Here is a 17,168-nt window from a genome sequence, read left to right as displayed (position 1 = left end):
TTCGCAAGTCTCTTAGAACAAGCCCCTGCTGATGCGACCCTATCTGACCGTTATCAACGACTCGTTTCACGAAGCTTTCGTATCGCGAGTTCTCTATATTCTGATTCTGAAACTAACACTGGTTTTGTTGGTGCTTGCTCCACTGACATACGAGTCGAAGCGGATGCTCAGCTTTCATCGAACGAGCGTGCGAGATGTGCCGGCGTTTGTGATGGACTTGCGTCAGCAAGTGAAAACGGAAGGAGCGAATCCTGCGAAACAAGTGGTCGCGTTAGCAGATGCTCCGCTGAAGCAATTGATTGAAGCGGAAGAACCACCCGAGATCGATCGAGGAAATATCAACGATGTTGTCGACGGTCTGAACGATTTGCTCCGAGAAGAAGCTTTTTATGACGAAAACGCTTGGGCCGATGTCAGGCTTGGCCAGGAAACAAAAGCGTTACTAAACAAAGGAATCGATACGTTAGATGCCGACGATCAGGCCTATTTCAATCGCTTGCTACTACGGGACGCGTTCCCAATTTACCTTGGCAATGTGCCTGCGGAGCAACTTTACTTAACTTATCCGCTGATGTGGGAGCCGATGCCGCTGCCATTTGGTAAAGAGCTTTTCGACACGACGTTGAAGATCATCCTGACTGCGTTCATCGACTTGTTCATCGGCATGTTCGCGATGTTTGTCGCGATTCTCGTCACCGCGCCGATCATTCCTCGAACCTTCGAACCAGGCGCGATTGACCTTTTGCTGAGCAAACCAATCTCTCGCTCGTTGCTGATCATTGCCAAATACGTCGGCGGTTGTGCGTTCGTCCTTTTGAGTGTGACCTACTTTCTGACAGGACTGTACCTGATTGTGGGATGGCGGTTTGATGTGTGGAGCAATGCACTGCTGTTGTGTGTCCCCGTCTTTGTCTTTCAGTTTGCGATTTACTACTGCGTGTCGGTGCTTGCCGGCGTGATGTGGCGAAACTCGATTGTTTCGATTGTCGTGACGGTACTTTTTTTCTATGCCTGTTTTGGGATCGGAACACTCAAGGTTTCTGTCTTCGAGCCGTTCTTTATTAACCCTACTCGCATCGTTCGCGTGGTGGATACCGACGAAGGCTTAGTCGGCGTAACGCAGTCGGGGCAGTTCATTCAGTGGAACGAAACGTCACGGATTTGGGATGCAGTTCTCTTTCAGCAACGACGCGGCCCGGAACAATTTGCGATGCAGTCGATCATGATTGGCCCGGTTTATCATGCCCCATCGCAGTCGCTGATGTATCTCGAGCAGCCAACCGTTGGTGGTCCGCGTCGCCGGATGGGGATGAACGGGGCGTCGTTCAAAACGGCCAAGTGGTCAGGCAACTGGGTCGCCGAAGACGGACCCAATCCACCGACCGGAGCATCATGGATATTCAAAGATGCAAAGGATGACGTCGTCGTAGTCAGTTCCGCCGGCGTGTTTCTGTACGAAGGCAAAGGGGAGCAAAAGAAGGCGAAGATTCTCGGATTCGAGTTGCCATTCGGCGGAAACGATTCGTTCAAACGCTTGGGCCCAACCGAAGGGGTTCCTTACTTTCCACCCTTTGCCGCAGCGATTGATTTGTCGGCCAACCGCTTGCTGGTCGAGAACCAAGGATCGCTTTACTTATTGAAGCGGGAAGGGGACCAACAGTACGTGGTAGACCACCAGGTAAAGCGAGAAGGAGACGGAGAAGTCGCCGTCGGTCTGAGCGATAAGTTAGCTGTGGTAGTCGACGAGTTCGGAAAGATCGAATTACGCGATGGGCAGTCGCTGGAAGTCCAAAAGACGTTTCGACCTGCCGGCGACACGCCACCCACCGCTGTCGAAGCAAGTTCCGATGGAAAGTACTTCGCCGTGTTGTTTCATGATGGTGTGTTGTGGCTGTATGACGTCGGGGCAGGGCAGGGGAGTGTGATCGATCGTGATGCTTCTGCAATCACGTTTCGAGACGAGCAATTGATCTTCGCCGATAACAAAACGCGTGTTCGTGTTCGAGATATTGCTACGGGAGAAGATGTCGAAACCTATTGGCCGACGTCCGACTGGTGGCGGTTCTCGTACGATTGGATCGTTTCACCAATCTACTATGTCTTTCCGAAGCCTGGTGAACTAAGCAATCTGCTGAAGTATCTCGTCACCGATGAATCAACGACATCGATTCAAGGGCTACAAACTTCTGGTGACCTTCGAGAAATCCGCGTTGCCGATAACATTGTGATGCCGATCGTGCACAACACGATCTTTATCGTCGTCATGCTCGGCATCACTTGCTTCTACGTGAGCCGATTGGATTTGTAGAGCGTCGTGCGGAAGGATTTTTCTACAGTTATCGATTTTGGAGCGTTCATGCTGAACGCTGAAATCGGCTCTATTACCGCACGCGGCACTTGAAGCGAATGATGCCGCCGGCTTGGGCTGCCAACGGATCTTGGATTTCCCAGCGAAGGACTTCGCTGCCAGCTTCATTGGTTTGCGTCATGAACTGGGCGTCGATGTTGCACTGAGCCGAGTCTTTGACATACTCCAAGCGTGGTGTCAGATTGTCGATAATCGTAACGTTGCCCATGACCTGGTTGCCGACGTTATCGAATCGAAGCGTGAACTCGACGATTTCACCAGGCTGAGCGGCTCCCTTGTCAGCGACTTTGATCACACGCAGTCGAGGTTCTCCTGGAATTTCAGACCAGACAAATTCGTACGGCTTGTCCCCTTCGGAAACTTCGGAGGCCTTGCGACCTTCGAGAACGACTTGAACTTGCTGGTTGCGTGTCCATGTCACCGCATTTTGCAAGCTTTGCGATAGGCGTGGTTTTTCGCCTTGCTCGAAGATGCCGTAGCGGATCAGGCTGAGGTTCTCGTAAGCTTTGAACTCTTCGATGAACTGATGAGGTTTCTGCCAGTTGTGAGCCATCAGTGGTGGCAGGTCTTCGGTCAGAGCGTTGGCCAACTTGCCGCCAATTTGTCCTTGCAGGGCCAATGGCTGAACGACACCAACTGGCGTTCCGTTGTGCTGTTGATTGATCAGCTGAAGATCGGCATCGATACCAGCGATTTGTCGGCCAAGTACTTCCTGGTTCAGACCAGCCACTTTGCGTACCGCCGCGAAGCGAGGCGAGTAAACGCAGACGCGGTTACTTGGCGTCACAATGCGTTTGCCATCGAGCGTATCGTAGTGCCCAATGGTGTCCTCGATATCGAGGCCATGTACGCCGAACTCGCTATCAATTTCTGTACGAATGTTTCGATCGCCACCATCGTAAAGGTATTCATCTTCCGGCCAGCAAGGACCTGCTTGGAATGGGGGACCGGCTGCCTGGCATGATTGGCAACTACCGAACGTCGCGCCATGTTGACAGATGGAATTGGGATGGCTGCAGCCAGGTCCGCACGGTGGCATCATTTGTCCACGCGGAAAGGCATAGTTCACCTGCTGGGCAGGAACCTGCGGCGTGACCGGTTGACCCTCGATGGGCATCTCGGCGGACGTGCGTTGGATTTGGCTTGGTTGTTGGTACTGCGGAGCCGTGGCGGTGTTGGCAGCTGGGGCTTGGAATGGTTGCCCTTGGTAGCGTGGCTGATATTCTGGCACGCCGTTGAGCCCTGTGTTTTCTGCTGAACGCATTTGGGCAGGGGAGGGGGCCGAAGCATAGTCGTATTCAGGAACGTGCGGCTTGAAGGACATGCCGGCTTCTGGTTTGACAGGCACCTCTTCCTGCTTCTTGGCCTGTCGGTCGAGCGAGCAAGCGGTAAAGACCGATCCGCAAGCGACCAGCAAAGTAAGCGTGACGATTTTTCGCAGAGCTATGTATGTATTCATCGATCGAAGTTCCGTCGGTCTATCGCTGCGAAGGGTATCCGGGCTGCGCCATGTACATCGGGTGCGTCGGCCAAGGTCCGGTCGTATTGCGGCGGATCATTTCTTCACGCTGCTGAAACGGCGTACGTGGCGCGGTTTGAGGTACAAGAGCCTGCATCGGTACGTTGGCTTGTTGCGGCCCCATCGGCACTTCCACGCCACCTTCCGGGGCAGGGGGGAGATTGCCGAACAGTTGTATCGGCGGCGACTGATAAGTGAACTCGCCAGGAAGATCTTCCGCGGTCGGACGTCGCGAACCCAATCGCAAGATGGCCACGGGACGTCCTAGGGAGTCTGCCGTGATGATTGGATCGGTGCCCGGTTCCACTTCAAACCAAGGCTGGAAGCCTGGCTCGTACGCGGAAGGAATCGCTGTGCGTGGATTTTCCAGATACACGACACGCGTCACGAATTTTCCTTCAAGAGCATATTGCAGTTCTTCCTGAGTGATATGCACGGGAATAGGGAACTGCAGTTCCATGCCAGCTGGGGGATAAGTGCGGTCGATGACTTCCACGGTAGGATAGAGTTCGGCTCCTGGACGGAACGGAATCTCGGTAACGCGAAAGCGATAGACGGCACCAATCAGGCAGCCATATGTTTGTGGAGCCGGTTGATCGTCGGCGAAGTTGCCATCGATGACTGGAGAAACCTTGGCACCTTCCGGCAGAACGATTTTAATCGGCTGAACATAGCCAGGAATGCCCCGGCCTTTAATGTTCTGCATTTGACCGATCGCGCCAGGCATGAGGCGTTCGGTGTATAGAGGCACCGCGCCAGATTGAGCTTTGGCGATGTTCGATGCCGCGAGCACCAGGATGGTGGCGAGCAGCCAGAGGCTTTGCAGTTGATTTTGTTTCACGGCGATCTTCTTCCCTGAAGGTCTGCGTGAGGTCGGGGGATGGAAAGTTTTGGGCCTGAAAAGTGATTGGTGTCGTACTTATCTGGCCAGATTGTCTGTTTCTTCCGGCATGGAAGTAGGGTCGCGGAATCTTGTCCGCGACCCTGTTCCATTGCCATGGAGATTGGGCAGTCGCTCAGCTTATTGAGCTGGGCACCACTGTCCGTTTTCGTCGTAGTAGCCACCGCCTGCTGGAGGAACGTGCTGGTGCATGTCTCCGTAAGGCTGCTTCAGGTTTGGCGAAGGATGAATGTTCTCTTCGGTAATCCAAGCACGGTTTGGTGGCTGTGGGTAGCTGAGGCCGGGACGCTGCTTGACGTGCAGAGCAACTTTCGGCGTTGGGCCAGGGATGTGCATGTGCGTGTGATTCTTGATCACGTGCTTCTGCAATCCTGCAGGACCGCCCAGCGGAATGTGTGGTGGGCCAGGCAAACCGATCGGCGTGCCGGTGGTTGGCATGCCGTAGCTTGGCGTGGTGACACCAGCGACGTAAGGAACAGCGTATGGGCTCGGTTGAGCTGCCGAGAGTCCTGGTGGCGGAGGCGAACCGGGACCGCCGGCTGGACCACAGTAAGCACCTGCAGCAGGGACACCCATCGGCATACCGCCAGCCATCAGGCCTTCCAGGTCTTCGCCAGGAACTTCGAGGTCTTTGTTACCGAGGCGAACGATTGCCATGATCGAACCGCGGCGATCTGCTTCGACGATTGGGTCGATGCCTGGATCGAGGCGAGTCGAGACAAGTGTTTCGACGTTAGCCAAAGCGAGCTCTTGGTAGTTCGGATCTGGCAGGTAGATGACCTTGGTCACGTAAGTGCCGCTACGAACTTGAGCGAAGTCGTCTTCGGTGAACTGAACAGGAATGGCGTTGTGAGCCAAGAAGGCTTCGGTTCGCGGCGTGGCGAAACCAACTTCCAACGTCGGGTACAGTTCGACGCCAGGCTGGCCTTCGATGTTGGTGATCTTCAGGCGATAGATACCGCCCTGTGGGAAGTTCTTAGAGAACGGAACGATTCGCGGATCGGAATCGTACAGTCCAATGCCACCGATGTCCCAGCTAACTTGCATGCCGTCTGGCGAGACGAACAGCACTTGGCTGGTCCAGCTTGGAGCTGGCATCGGAGGAATGCCACCGGGACCACCGATCGGCATTTGAGCCGAGACCGGGGCGATTGCCGGCGGAGCCAGAACGCCAGGTCCAGGGCCGTCGACGCCTGGTCCTGGATGACGTAGTTGCTGAGCTGGAGGCAAGTTGTAGCCACCGGCAGCTTGGTGTCCGACATGCTGACAGCCGGTACCGGCTACCGCAGTCAGAAGCATCAAGGTCCACATCCACAAAGTTTGTTTCATGATTTCCCCCTCACTAAACCCTTGCTGCCGCGCCATCGCGGCATTCTCCATGGCAAGAGCGGAGATCCTCTCAGGTATTCGTAAGTGACCAATGGTTGCGAGCGGTTTAGGGCAACGCCGCCAACGGTTCCGAAGAACCTCACCGACTGACGTGGACCCGGCCTCAGGGAAATCCTTACAATCTCTGCCGTCGTTTTGGCATCCGTGCCACGCACGACAGCAGCGCAAGACTATCCCTGTTGCCATTAATGTTCGGCGCGTTCGTACAGGATTCTTTGGGAAAACCGGTAAATCCCGGCCATGAAAGATAATCGTTTCAAATTAACAGCCCTGATCGCGGTAGCACTGCTAGCCGTTGGAGTCGGTTTGGGATACGCCTCGCAGCGGCTTCGTGCGCTCGATGGGCAACGGCTCGGGGCAGGGGGGAGCCCATCTGCTAGCAATGCATTGGGGCTGGATGTCGATCTGCTTCTGCAAAACGTGATTCAGCGATGGCAGCAGGTCGATGGCCTAACGGCGGATGTGAAATGGGAAGTACACCTGTTTGGGCACAACTTGCAAGGGATTGGTCAGTACACGCAAACCGGCCAAGGTTCGCGGCAACGCCACGGGATTGTTTTGCAAGGGGGAGACGAAAGTTCTCCGGTCTATTTTCAACAGGCAATTCTTGCCAGCGAGCCAGTCGTTTGGTCTCAGTGGCAAACAAGCGTCGAGCAGTCGGCATCGATGGTTCGCTTGAACGAAATTGCTGCCTATGAAAAAGCGATGCCGCGTGCTGGCATCGCTCATATCGTATGGCGGTTGAATCAGACATATTCCTTTGACGGCGTGAAACATATCGTTCAGGGGGATCGCCAGTTCCTATTAGTACAAGGAACAAAGCGAACGGAATGGGCCGAGGGTTCGGAACTGCTACCGTTTCTAAATCAAGACGCCAACGGTGCAAGTTTGTTGCTGGACGCCGCGTCGGGATTTCCGTACCGAATACAGTGGGAGGCAGTGACGAAGGATCGTCGCGAGCCATTGGTGACCGTTCAGCTGTTGAAGGTTCGTAGCGGTGTCTCGAAAAACCAGCAGCTGCTGGCACCGAGAACGATCGTTCCGGACGCCAAAGATCAAACCGAGTCGTATCGAATGGCGGTCATGTCTGGGGCAGGGGGGCGTTACTGATGCGCGGCGTAGTCCAACGAGTCTTAGAGGCCCATGTGAAAGTCGATGAGGAGATTGTCGGACAGATCGAACGAGGCTTAGTCGTGCTGCTGGGAGTCGCCGAGGGAGATACGGAGGTAGATCTCAAGTACCTCGTCGAAAAGACGGTCAATCTTCGCATCTTTGAAGATGACGATGGGAAGATGAATCGTAGTTTGCTTGATACCGGGGGCAGTGTCTTGGCAATCAGTCAATTCACACTGCTAGGCGATTGCCGCAAAGGACGCCGGCCAAGTTTTATCGGTGCCGCGAAGCCAGACGAGGCGAATCAGCTTTACGAACAATTTGTTGAACGAATTCGCGAGCAGGGCGTGCATGTCGAGACCGGAATCTTTCAGGCCGACATGAAAGTTCACCTGGTCAACGATGGACCGGTGACGCTGGTGCTTGATAGCACGAAGATTCTTTAAAACAACCAAACGACAGCGATGCTGCTATCGTTGAATGGTTGGCTGTGGCTCGGAAGCGATCTGCTGCGTTTGAACTTGGGGTTGGTTGGGATCGTGCGAAGGATGGAACTTGTAATGTTCCATCAATAGAGGATCTCCAACGGCTGCGACTACCAGAATGATGAGCTTGCCATAGGTCGAGATATTAGACCATAGGTTCTTGCCATACCAGAATTTGATGGCGGTTCCAAAGGAGCTTTTCAAACGAATGCGAGCCCCCTTCCATTCCACCGACCAAATTTCGTCGAGAATGAGATGGACCATGAAGCCAATGAAGACGCACGCGCTTTTGAAAATGCGAACGTCCAGATTTTCGCCCGAGACAACAATGAATGCCAGCAAACCACATGAAACGGCTGCGGGAATACTATGCCACATGCCGCGGTGGACGGTGTAGCGTTTGAAAACTTCAGCGACACCGAAACGAATCGTGATATAGACCAGCGCCCCTGCCAGAGCGATTGCTTCGGCGGTAAGACCCATATGCTGCCAGCGATCGACCATCAGCATAGGAACGACCGCGGCAAGAACATTGCTTGTTTCGCGGAGTGGTCGACCGGAGCCGGAGTCTAAGTCAGGCAAGATTCCAGCGAGACTACACAAACCAGCGCCAAGCATGCACGTGATGATGCGTGATGGTTCTGGTGTATCGAGAATGAAGTAGCCAGCAACACCAACGCCAACTCCGACAAACGTGCTGGTCGAAATGTGCGTATTGAAATCGGCCATGGATCTCCTGCCTCGAAATAGTTTTCTTGCGCCCCCCTGCCAGTGCATTGCTGCGCGGCGGGATGGATAAGCGGCACTTGTACCTGATGGATGGGTTACGTTTCCAGAGCATCTTTGGTGCGGCTCGCTAGCAGTGCCAGAAACTGATCTTCGAGATTTCGCGCAACGTCCGTATACTCGTGCGACTTCTGGGGCGAAGTTTTTTTAGCGATGGATAGCGAACAATGGTTGCATACGATTTCCTCATGCTGGCGATTCTCGCAGGTGCGATCCTGTGGGGTGTGTACAAAGGCATGGCCTGGCAAGTTGCATCGTTCGCTTCGTTGGTCGCCAGCTACTTCGTCTCGATGCAGCTTCGCGAACCAGTTGCCAACGCGTTGGGCTTACAGCCTCCGTGGGGAAACCTTGCCGCGATGCTCGGTTTATACATGGCGACTTCGTTGGTTGTTTGGGTCGTCTTCTCGATGATCAACAAGACGCTGGCCCAGTTCGAGCTGAAAGATTGGGACCGCCAAGTAGGTGCTGGGCTTGGTCTCGTGAAAGGCGTGCTTCTGTGCATCATCGTGACGATGTTCGCGGTGGCATTGACCAAAGATGATAGCCGCCAGCAAATCGTTCAGTCGAAGTCGGGGTTCTACATCACGAAGGTCATTCACAATCTGCACGGCGTCATGCCAGCTGAAGTGAATGAAGTCGTGGGGCCATTTATCGATCGCTACAACCAGCGGATCAACGGTCAGAATCCGGAATGGTTTGCCGACTCTGGGAATGGTGTTCCCAGCGGTGGTGGCTCGGCGGTCGATCCTGCCAATTTTAATCTGCAGCAGGAGTTCCAGAACTTCCAGAATAATGTGCAGAATCAGGTCCAGAACAAGCTACAGAATGAAGTTCAGAGCCAGGTAGGGCAGTTCCAGAATTTCGTGAATCAGTCGATCGATAATCCGCAAAATGTGCAGCAGAATTGGCAGCAGTATTCAGGGCAATATCAGCCGCCGCAGCAGCCAAGTTATTACCCACCACAAATGAACATTCCGGCGCCTCAGCAGCAGGGCGGTAGCTACTATCCGCAGTACTCGCAGCCGCAACAGCAGACGCCATATCCCATGCAGAACGGTCAGCCGGGCTACCAACAGCAGCCACGTTATTAAGTGGGCAATGGGCAACGTCAGGGGAGAAGTGCCGGGATTTCGCGAATCACGTTTGATTCGGTAAAAATAGGCCTCGAACCGCACATAACAAACATTATCGGACGTTGCAGTGGGGTTTCTATGGGGGCTGGGTTATTCCTGGTTGATCGACTTCTGGGCCCTACTCTCTCATGAACTTCATTGCCAGGCACTCGGGCTTGGTGTTCCAGGATCGTTTCTAAGAGCCGCGAAGCTTGCGGTGTGGTTCGTTGGTCCAGCGAGGTTGCTCCAGCGCCTCTCAGGCGGATGAATTTCGAAACGAAAAAGCCGCCGCGAGATTCATTCGCGACGGCTTCATGCTTTGATGAATTTCGTTGCCAGGTGGCGTCCAGTTAGCTCGCTGGTTCACCTTCGGTGGCTTCCAGTTCACGCTCCAGGAACATGCCCATCTGGCGGAACTTTTCGTAGCGTCCTTCGACCAGCTCGTCGGTCGGTTTGGCGGCCAGTTCATTGACTGTTTTGGTCAGGTACATTTTCAGGCGAGCAGCCATCTGGTGATGGTCTCGGTGGGCGCCGCCGAGAGGCTCTTCAATGACGTCATCGACGATCCCAAACTTGGGCAAGTATTTGGAAGTGAACTTCAGAGCTTCCGCCGCTTTGGCTTTGAACTCGTGGCTCTTCCACAGAATGCCAGCACAGCCTTCAGGGCTGATCACGGAGTAGTAGGCATGCTGCAGCATCGCCGTTCGATCGGCGACACCAATTCCCAAGGCACCGCCTGAGCCACCTTCGCCGATGACGACGGAGATGATTGGTGTCTTAAGTCGCGACATGACGAACATCGCGTCGGCGATGGCCATGGCTTGGCCGCGTTCTTCGGCGCCGATGCCTGGGTACGCGCCTGGCGTATCAATGAACGCGATCACCGGAAGGTTGTACTTCTCGGCGAGCTCCATCTTCTCGATTGCTTTGCGATAGCCTTCAGGATTGGCACAACCAAAGTAGCACTCGCTGCGTTCTTTCAGGTCACGTCCTTTAAAGTGACCAAGGAACATGACTTTGTGCTTGTCGAGCTTCGCGAAGCCAGTGCGAAGTGCGCGGTCGTTGCCGAACTTTCGATCACCATGCAGTTCGACGAACTCGTCGAAGACCAAGTTCAAGTAGTCCGCTGACTGAGGACGCTTCTGGTGGCGAGCGACTTCAACCGTTTGCCATGGCGACAAGTCGCTGTAGATTTGGCGAATGGTGTCGGTCAGCTGTTTGCGAACGTTGCGGATCTCATCGTGGTGTTCCGGCGAGTCGTTCTTCTCAGCTTCTAGCTGTTTCAGTTTGTTCTCGAGCGTTTCAATCGGTTGTTCGAAGTCGAGATAAAGCGAAGTGCTCATGAAAGCTTTCAATGCTCCAGGCAGTTAATGAAATCGTGCACCGAGTGCGTTGTTATCCGTTGTCAGGTGCCGAGGTGGAGTCGTCTCCACTAGTTGCCGCCGCTTTTTCTCGATCGACTAAAGCGGCCGGCTTGCGCGGCGGAATGCGATAAATCTTTGTGTTCTTCAGTAATCGAACGACATCGTCCATCGTATCGGGACGCTGCTTGGGGTCTTTGGCCATTAAGCGTTCGACTAAGCCTGAAAACTCAGGCGTGACGTTATCGTTTGCTGCTTGCAGAGATGGAATCCCTGCCCGCAAATGCTTATCAAGTAGTTGATCTGGACTGGTTGCCGTATAGGGAACTTTGCCGCAGATCAATTCATAGATGGTACAGCCATATGAATAGATATCGGCACGGTCATCTAATGAGGCGCCTCGTATCTGCTCCGGTGACATATAGCTACGAGTTCCTTGCACGTTGCCTTTCACCTTCGAGCCGCCACCAAACAGCTTGCCGAGACCAGACTTCTTTTTCTGGGCAATCGAAAAGTCGATCAGCTTGATGTTGCCTTCGTTGCCAAGCAAGAAGTTGTCAGGCTTCACGTCGCAATGAACCCAGCCTTGCTGGTGCATATAGCCGAGGCCCTTGGCTCCGTCTTCGATGATCTTAGGCGTCCAGTAGGCTAGTTCTTCAACCCCTTCTCGAATCGCCATTTTCATGTTGCGAGAAATTGCGAATTCAAGAACGAGGTAGGCAACGCCTCGGAAGTTATCGAACTCGTAGACATGAATGACTTGGGGATGGTCGAACTTGCCGGCAACACTGAACTCATGTTTCAGCGCCGCAATTTCGCCTTTGTCTTTGATGTAATTTTCACGCAGCGTTTTAATCACAACGCGACGATTGTCTAAGTCGTGAATCGCTTCCCATACCTGGCACGTCTGGCTTGCGCGCAGCATGCGTATCAGGCGGTATGGACCGATATAGTTTCTTCCTGCGGTAGACACCGATGAGATTATCCGTGACGAGGATTTGCCCCTAAAGTTCCGTTGACCTGGCCAGTCGACAGGCCTCTTAATCTTACCCTAATCATTCGAGTTTCAAAAGAGTGAACTACCCCTTCAAATGCCGTAACCGTTGCCGTTTTAAAAGGTTAGGCAAGTTCATGCCCATTTCTTAGCAGGACTTCCTGGTAGATTTCCCGCAGGCGACGCGTCATGACTTGGTGCGGAAACACCTGGCTGCAGCGACGTCGCCCTTCTTCTCCCAGCTTTTCGCGAAGTGCAGCGTCGTGGCAAAGCTGTGTTAGTGCCGATATGAGTTGCGGGATATCGCCCGGCGGAATCAGAAAACCGGTCTCCATGGTGGACACCACCTCGCGGGCCCCATCGATATCGAAACTGACGGCTGGCTTTCCGCTAAGAAGAGCTTGCGGGAGTGCCCTGGCTAGTCCTTCGCGAAGACTGGTATGCACGAGAACGTCCATCGCTGAGATGTACTTCGGGATCTCCTTGGGGGGGACAAGTCCCACGAGGATGAAATGATCGGTCAGCCCAGCTTCCGCGATCGCCGCTTCATACTTCCCGCGAAGGATACCGTCGCCGACGAAGAGAAACTTGGCGTTCGGGCACTCGGAGACAACCTGCTTGGCTGCTTCGATCACATACTCGTGCCCCTTCAAGTGAAAGAGTCGAGCGATCTTGCCGATGACGACGTCGCCTGGCTGAATTCCAAGTTGCTCTCGAGTTTCGTTGCGCAGTCCCCTGCTCTCCAGGAACGGCTCGACTTCCATTCCACTATAGACGGTCAGAAACTTTTCGCGTGATGCGACGTTCGCTTCCACGAGCAGATCGGTCATGGCGTCAGCAACACTCACCAATTGATGGCATTGGCTTGAAGCGTATCGTTCGCAGGCAATAAAGAATTTGCGGGCCGGTGCTGATTGGTAAGGATGAAAAGGCGCGCCATGTACTGTGTGGATAACGGCGGGGACTTTGAGCGTCATCGCGGCCCTTCGGCCTAACAAGCCTGCTTTGGCACTGTGCGTATGAACTACGTCAGGACGGAATTCACGAATGGCGGCTTTGACTTCCTGGTACCCTTTCCAATCGGTGATCGGATGAATGTTGCGTTTTAGATTGGGAAGCAGCTTTACCGGAAGCCCCTGGGCATGGGCCTGTTCCAGTAGGTTTCCCTCCGGTCCTTCGCTGGGCCCCGTGATCAGTAAGACGTCATCGTCGAAGTCTCGAATTAGATCGAGGCAGTTATAAAGCGTGTTCTCTTGCGCGCCACCGATGATCATTCGGGTAATTACATGAGCAACACGCATGAGGTCGTTGGCCTTCGGTCAAAATTTATTCGTGCGGCGGGTAATGGACTTTAAGCAAGTATAGGCCATGGGCCGGCGCGGTCATGCCGGCTTGCAGGCGGTCGCAAGAGGTTATGGCATCGGCAACCGACTCTACGGTTCGCTTCCCCTGCCCTACCTCGACTAGAGTGCCGGCGATGATGCGGACCATGTTGTATAAAAAGCCGGTCGCTTCCACTTCGATATGAATTTTCGCACGCTCGTCGGCATCGTGAACGGTGACCGAGGCATCGAGCATAGTTCGGATGGTGGATTGACGCGGCGAACCTGTTGCTTGAAATGCGGCGAAATCATGTTCGCCGATCAACGTCTGAGCGGCGAATTGCATTGATTCGACATCGAGTACACGTTTGACGAACCAGGCATGCTTCAGCGAGAAGGGATCATTGATCCGACCAGGCTGAAGGACATAGCGATAACGTTTTGAGATCGCGTCGTTGATTGGCCGAAAGTTAATCGGAGCATCGCAGGCATGCCGAACGACGATATCTTCTGGCAACGTCGCGTTGAGGGCTTTGCGAAAGACATCCGCAGGCAATTTAGACTGCGTATGAAAGCTGGCCACTTGTCCCCAGGCATGAACGCCTGCATCCGTGCGTCCACTGCCAACAATGTGAACGGCTTCTTGGGATATGCTGTTGATGGCGGCTTCGAGCGCCGCTTGAATCGTCGGACCGGTGGGTTGGCGCTGCCAACCTTGATAGTTTGTGCCGTCGTAAGCGACAGTCAGCTTGATGCAGCGGCCGGAAGAACTGGCCGCCGCATGCTCCGATGATTCCATGGCACGCTCAGATTAGACGGCGGCCGAACTGCGAACGAGAAGTTCCGCAATTTGAACAGCATTCGTTGCGGCACCCTTTCGAAGGTTGTCGCTAACGCACCAGAACGTCAGACCGTTTTCGCAGGAAATGTCTTTGCGAATACGACCGATGAATACTTCGTTCTTGTTAGTGCAGTTGTTAGGCATTGGGTACTCCCCTGCCCCGAGATTATCGACGACAGTAATGCCTTCGGTCTTCTCGAACAATTCGCGAGCTTCTGCCGGCGAGATCGGTCGTTCCGTTTCGACCATGATCGTTTCGCTGTGGCAGTTGGTCACAGGTACACGAACACACGTCGGGCAAACTTTGATCGAGTCATCACCAAAGATCTTTTGCGTTTCCCACACCATCTTCATTTCTTCCGAGGTGTAGCCTTCGTGCTTTTCACTGCCGATCTGTGGAATGAGATTAAAGGCGATCTGATGATTGAAGGCCTTGTACTCGTATGGCTTTCCTTCGAGGACTGCCTTGGCGCCTTCCACGAGATCTTCTTCCCCGACAACACCGGCACCGCTGGTCGCTTGATAGGTCGAGACAACGACGCGTTTGATCTTCGCGGCGTCATGCAGCGGCTTCATCGCGACAACCATTTGCGTGGTCGAACAGTTAGGGCTGCTGATGATCCCTTTGTGGTTTTGGATAGCTTCCGGATTGACTTCAGGAACAACAAGCGGCACGTCGTCCTTCATCCGCCAATAACCACTTTCGTCGACGACGATGCAGCCTGCTTTGACGGCCCAGGGAGCGAACTCTGCAGCGGCGTCGTCAGGCGTACTGCCGATAGCAATATCGACACCCTCGAACGAATCAGGCGTTAGTTCTTCCACCGTGTGCGTGGTGCCGTTGAACGTGATTTCTGTGCCGGCGGAACGTTTCGAAGCGAGGAATTTGATTGTTTTGTAAGGAAACTTGCGTTCCTCTAGTAACTGACGAATCAGTCGTCCTACGGCTCCAGTGGCTCCAACAATGGCCAGATTCTCGTACACGGGGAGTTCCTATGGGGTTGAACAAATTACCTGTATGGATCCTAGCGGATATCCAAAACCTGCATTATAAGTGCTCGCCCAGGGACACTTCAACGCGTAATGGGGTTCGTTTGGGCGGTAAGCGACGCTCGAGGAAGATTAGAAGCATCACGAATCTTCCGGTAACCCCAAGCTTCATGGTGCGTTACCGCGATTCGAGATGCGCCGTCAGATTCTTTCAGAATTCATGCGGTTTTCGCGATAAATGCCATGTCTCGCCCCCCTGCTCTTCTCTTTAGGCAGGTTCGGGAGTCGGTTCTGGGGCAAGTCGTTGGCGGAGACTAGCTTCAATTTCTCTAATGATCCAGGGACTGACGAATGCCAGGTTTCCGATCAACATTGCCAAGCCGAATGTGATCATCCCCATACAAATGGCAATACCGAGATGAAGTGGGATCGCCATCAAGATAACAAGCGGTCGCGTCAGGCGAGGCCAAACCAACACGCAGTAGCTCATTTCCCAGGCCAGAGAAACTTGAGTCATCAGGGCAATTAGCAAGGGATAGCTGGCCAGCCAGGTCATGTCCATCGATTGGTACTCACTGTTGGCGACCGCTCCCCAAATTGCCGTTCCCTCCCACCAGGTTTCGCCGAGCAACTTGCCGGTCCCCGCAAACAGATAGATCACACACATATGAAGTTGAATCAAGCGAATCGAAACATTGGCGGCGGTGCTTATTTCGGGAAGTACTCGTTTCGGGTAACGCCACTTCGTCAGCAGGCGATCAAGACTGAAGGCCTCCCCTGCTCCACCGAGCATCAAGTACATCGCCAGCATGACATTGATTTGATCGAGCCCAAACAATGCTCCCGGCGCTCGATGGGCATAGCTTACGGCGATAATGAACGTCAGGATGCTTGTGATCCGGGTATAAAAACCGAGCGTGAACATCAGCAAAACGAACAACGCCGCGATGTGCACGAACCAAAGCATGGCTGGGTTGCCGTCGAATAGCCAGAGATAACTGAACGCAAACGTACTACCCTGGTGCATCCGCTGGACAAGATCGGTCGAAAACCTCCCCTGCTCTCCCATGAACCCTGTCAGGTCAATCGACCAAACCAAGTGAGTATAGAACAGCATGCTGCCGGCAAAGATACGCACCAAGCCCAGCGTTGCGGGATCTGTCGGCGTAAACCAGAACCGATTCCAACCGTCGCGGATGCCGGAGTACAGTTCGTGAAGGTATGTTTTGATCACGATCGGTCCTCCGGTTGAACGGTGTACACACCGAGGACGACTTCTTCGTACAGACTCGGATCATTTAATGGCCGTCCATTGGCGACGTCTTGCGGCATCGGGATCGCATGCTGCACCATGACGATGCGAATCTTATCTGCCTCTGGATTTTGTCGGGCCAAGTATCGTGAAATTGAATCGAGGTAAGCATCTCGTAAGCTGGTAGCCGCTTCAAACTCGGCACGCGCACTCGCGGGCGCTTCCGGTGGCGGAGGTTCGCTAGGAACGTTTGCCGTATTGAACATGGATTCGCTAATCATGAAGTGACGGTGGTAAAACAACCGCGGCCAATGCTCTTCGAGATTTGGGAATGTGCCCTCCCCTATTTCTTCATCCGCTTCGTTCAAAAGCTCGTAGCGCACCAAATGGCTTGGCCCAGGATTGGGAGCAAAGAAGCGATATCCATGGCCTCGCAGAAATGTTGCGTGAAGATAAGGAGCTAGAAATTGCTCGGTTCCCTGGGCCCAATAACTGGACGGCGGTGGCGAAGCACACGGCCCTACGAAAACAGCCGTCAAGTGAATTAGCAACAAGACGCTGATGAAGCCCCGGAAAGCTGGACTCCAAGCGATTTTTGCAGGCGCGACGGCCTTCTTTTCGGCGGGTGAAGTGGTTCGAGCGTTCATGGTATTGAACGTATCGACCAAAACTGCCGGCAGGCTGCTTCAAAAAGAAGAGGTAACGATCAGTCGATCTGCAAAGAAAAAACCCTCG

At 53.9% G+C, this 17,168-nt stretch carries 15 protein-coding genes; 4 read left to right on the top strand and 11 right to left on the bottom strand.

The genetic code is table 11. From position 1 onward, the window contains the following. The first annotated feature begins 31 nt into the window (after positions 1-31). Positions 32-2,308: an ABC transporter permease gene (locus LA756_RS09130; RefSeq protein WP_224439564.1), complete on the top strand. Its 2,277-nt coding sequence runs from the start codon at positions 32-34 to the stop codon at positions 2,306-2,308. Between the two features lie 73 nt (positions 2,309-2,381). Here the strand turns inward: LA756_RS09130 and LA756_RS09125 are convergent, their stop codons facing one another. The 3 genes from LA756_RS09125 to LA756_RS09115 all read right to left on the bottom strand — a co-directional run bounded on the left by LA756_RS09125 (position 2,382) and on the right by LA756_RS09115 (position 6,117). Next, positions 2,382-3,827, bottom strand: a complete 1,446-nt coding sequence (locus LA756_RS09125) for a DUF11 domain-containing protein (RefSeq protein ID WP_224439563.1) — start codon at positions 3,825-3,827, stop codon at positions 2,382-2,384. Between the two features lie 19 nt (positions 3,828-3,846). Continuing rightward, entirely contained in the window at positions 3,847-4,728 is an 882-nt protein-coding gene (locus LA756_RS09120; RefSeq protein ID WP_224439562.1) for a hypothetical protein, read from the bottom strand. Positions 4,729-4,908: 180 nt separating this feature from the next. Beyond that, positions 4,909-6,117, bottom strand: a complete 1,209-nt coding sequence (locus LA756_RS09115) for a hypothetical protein (protein WP_224439561.1) — start codon at positions 6,115-6,117, stop codon at positions 4,909-4,911. A 300-nt stretch (positions 6,118-6,417) separates the two neighbouring features. Between LA756_RS09115 and LA756_RS09110 the strand changes: the two genes are divergently transcribed. Continuing rightward, entirely contained in the window at positions 6,418-7,287 is an 870-nt protein-coding gene (locus LA756_RS09110) for a hypothetical protein (RefSeq protein WP_224439560.1), read from the top strand. Next, positions 7,287-7,736, top strand: coding sequence for a D-aminoacyl-tRNA deacylase (gene dtd, locus LA756_RS09105; protein ID WP_224439559.1), 450 nt, complete (start codon positions 7,287-7,289; stop codon positions 7,734-7,736). Before LA756_RS09110 ends, dtd begins: the two co-directional genes overlap by 1 nt. Before the next feature lie 24 nt (positions 7,737-7,760). Here dtd and LA756_RS09100 read toward each other — a convergent pair whose 3' ends face one another. Then, entirely contained in the window at positions 7,761-8,504 is a 744-nt protein-coding gene (locus LA756_RS09100) for a metal-dependent hydrolase (RefSeq protein WP_224439558.1), read from the bottom strand. A gap of 224 nt (positions 8,505-8,728) precedes the next feature. Here LA756_RS09100 and LA756_RS09095 point away from each other — a divergent pair, with 224 nt between their 5' ends. Then, positions 8,729-9,652 (top strand): CvpA family protein, encoded by a 924-nt coding sequence (locus LA756_RS09095; protein ID WP_224439557.1) that lies wholly within the window; start codon positions 8,729-8,731, stop codon positions 9,650-9,652. A 371-nt stretch (positions 9,653-10,023) separates the two neighbouring features. On the opposite strand, the gene LA756_RS09090 is transcribed toward LA756_RS09095, so the two are convergent. The 7 genes from LA756_RS09090 to LA756_RS09060 all read right to left on the bottom strand — a co-directional run bounded on the left by LA756_RS09090 (position 10,024) and on the right by LA756_RS09060 (position 17,080). Beyond that, positions 10,024-11,016: an acetyl-CoA carboxylase carboxyltransferase subunit alpha gene (locus LA756_RS09090; RefSeq protein ID WP_224439556.1), complete on the bottom strand. Its 993-nt coding sequence runs from the start codon at positions 11,014-11,016 to the stop codon at positions 10,024-10,026. A 52-nt stretch (positions 11,017-11,068) separates the two neighbouring features. Then, positions 11,069-11,959 (bottom strand): serine/threonine-protein kinase, encoded by an 891-nt coding sequence (locus tag LA756_RS09085; protein WP_224439555.1) that lies wholly within the window; start codon positions 11,957-11,959, stop codon positions 11,069-11,071. 194 nt (positions 11,960-12,153) lie between these two features. Beyond that, positions 12,154-13,329 carry a glycosyltransferase family 4 protein gene (locus LA756_RS09080; RefSeq protein WP_224439554.1) on the bottom strand — a complete coding sequence of 392 codons (1,176 nt, stop codon included), beginning with the start codon at positions 13,327-13,329 and terminating at the stop codon, positions 12,154-12,156. A gap of 25 nt (positions 13,330-13,354) precedes the next feature. Further along, the gene (gene truA, locus LA756_RS09075; RefSeq protein ID WP_224439553.1) at positions 13,355-14,149 is read right to left on the bottom strand and encodes a tRNA pseudouridine(38-40) synthase TruA; all 795 of its coding nucleotides are present in this window, start codon (positions 14,147-14,149) and stop codon (positions 13,355-13,357) included. Between the two features lie 12 nt (positions 14,150-14,161). Further along, positions 14,162-15,175 (bottom strand): aspartate-semialdehyde dehydrogenase, encoded by a 1,014-nt coding sequence (locus LA756_RS09070; protein ID WP_224439552.1) that lies wholly within the window; start codon positions 15,173-15,175, stop codon positions 14,162-14,164. Between the two features lie 274 nt (positions 15,176-15,449). Beyond that, complete coding sequence (locus LA756_RS09065; protein ID WP_224439551.1) at positions 15,450-16,415, bottom strand: HTTM domain-containing protein; 966 nt, start codon at positions 16,413-16,415, stop codon at positions 15,450-15,452. Then, entirely contained in the window at positions 16,412-17,080 is a 669-nt protein-coding gene (locus LA756_RS09060) for a hypothetical protein (protein ID WP_224439550.1), read from the bottom strand. The genes LA756_RS09065 and LA756_RS09060 overlap by 4 nt, the downstream gene beginning before the upstream one ends. Positions 17,081-17,168 lie beyond the last annotated feature (88 nt).

The organism is Bremerella sp. TYQ1, assembly GCF_020150455.1.
Lineage (GTDB): Bacteria > Planctomycetota > Planctomycetia > Pirellulales > Pirellulaceae > Bremerella > Bremerella volcania_A.
The sequence above is the reverse complement of the archived record's forward strand: the minus strand, read 5'-3'. Positions and strand labels throughout refer to the sequence as shown.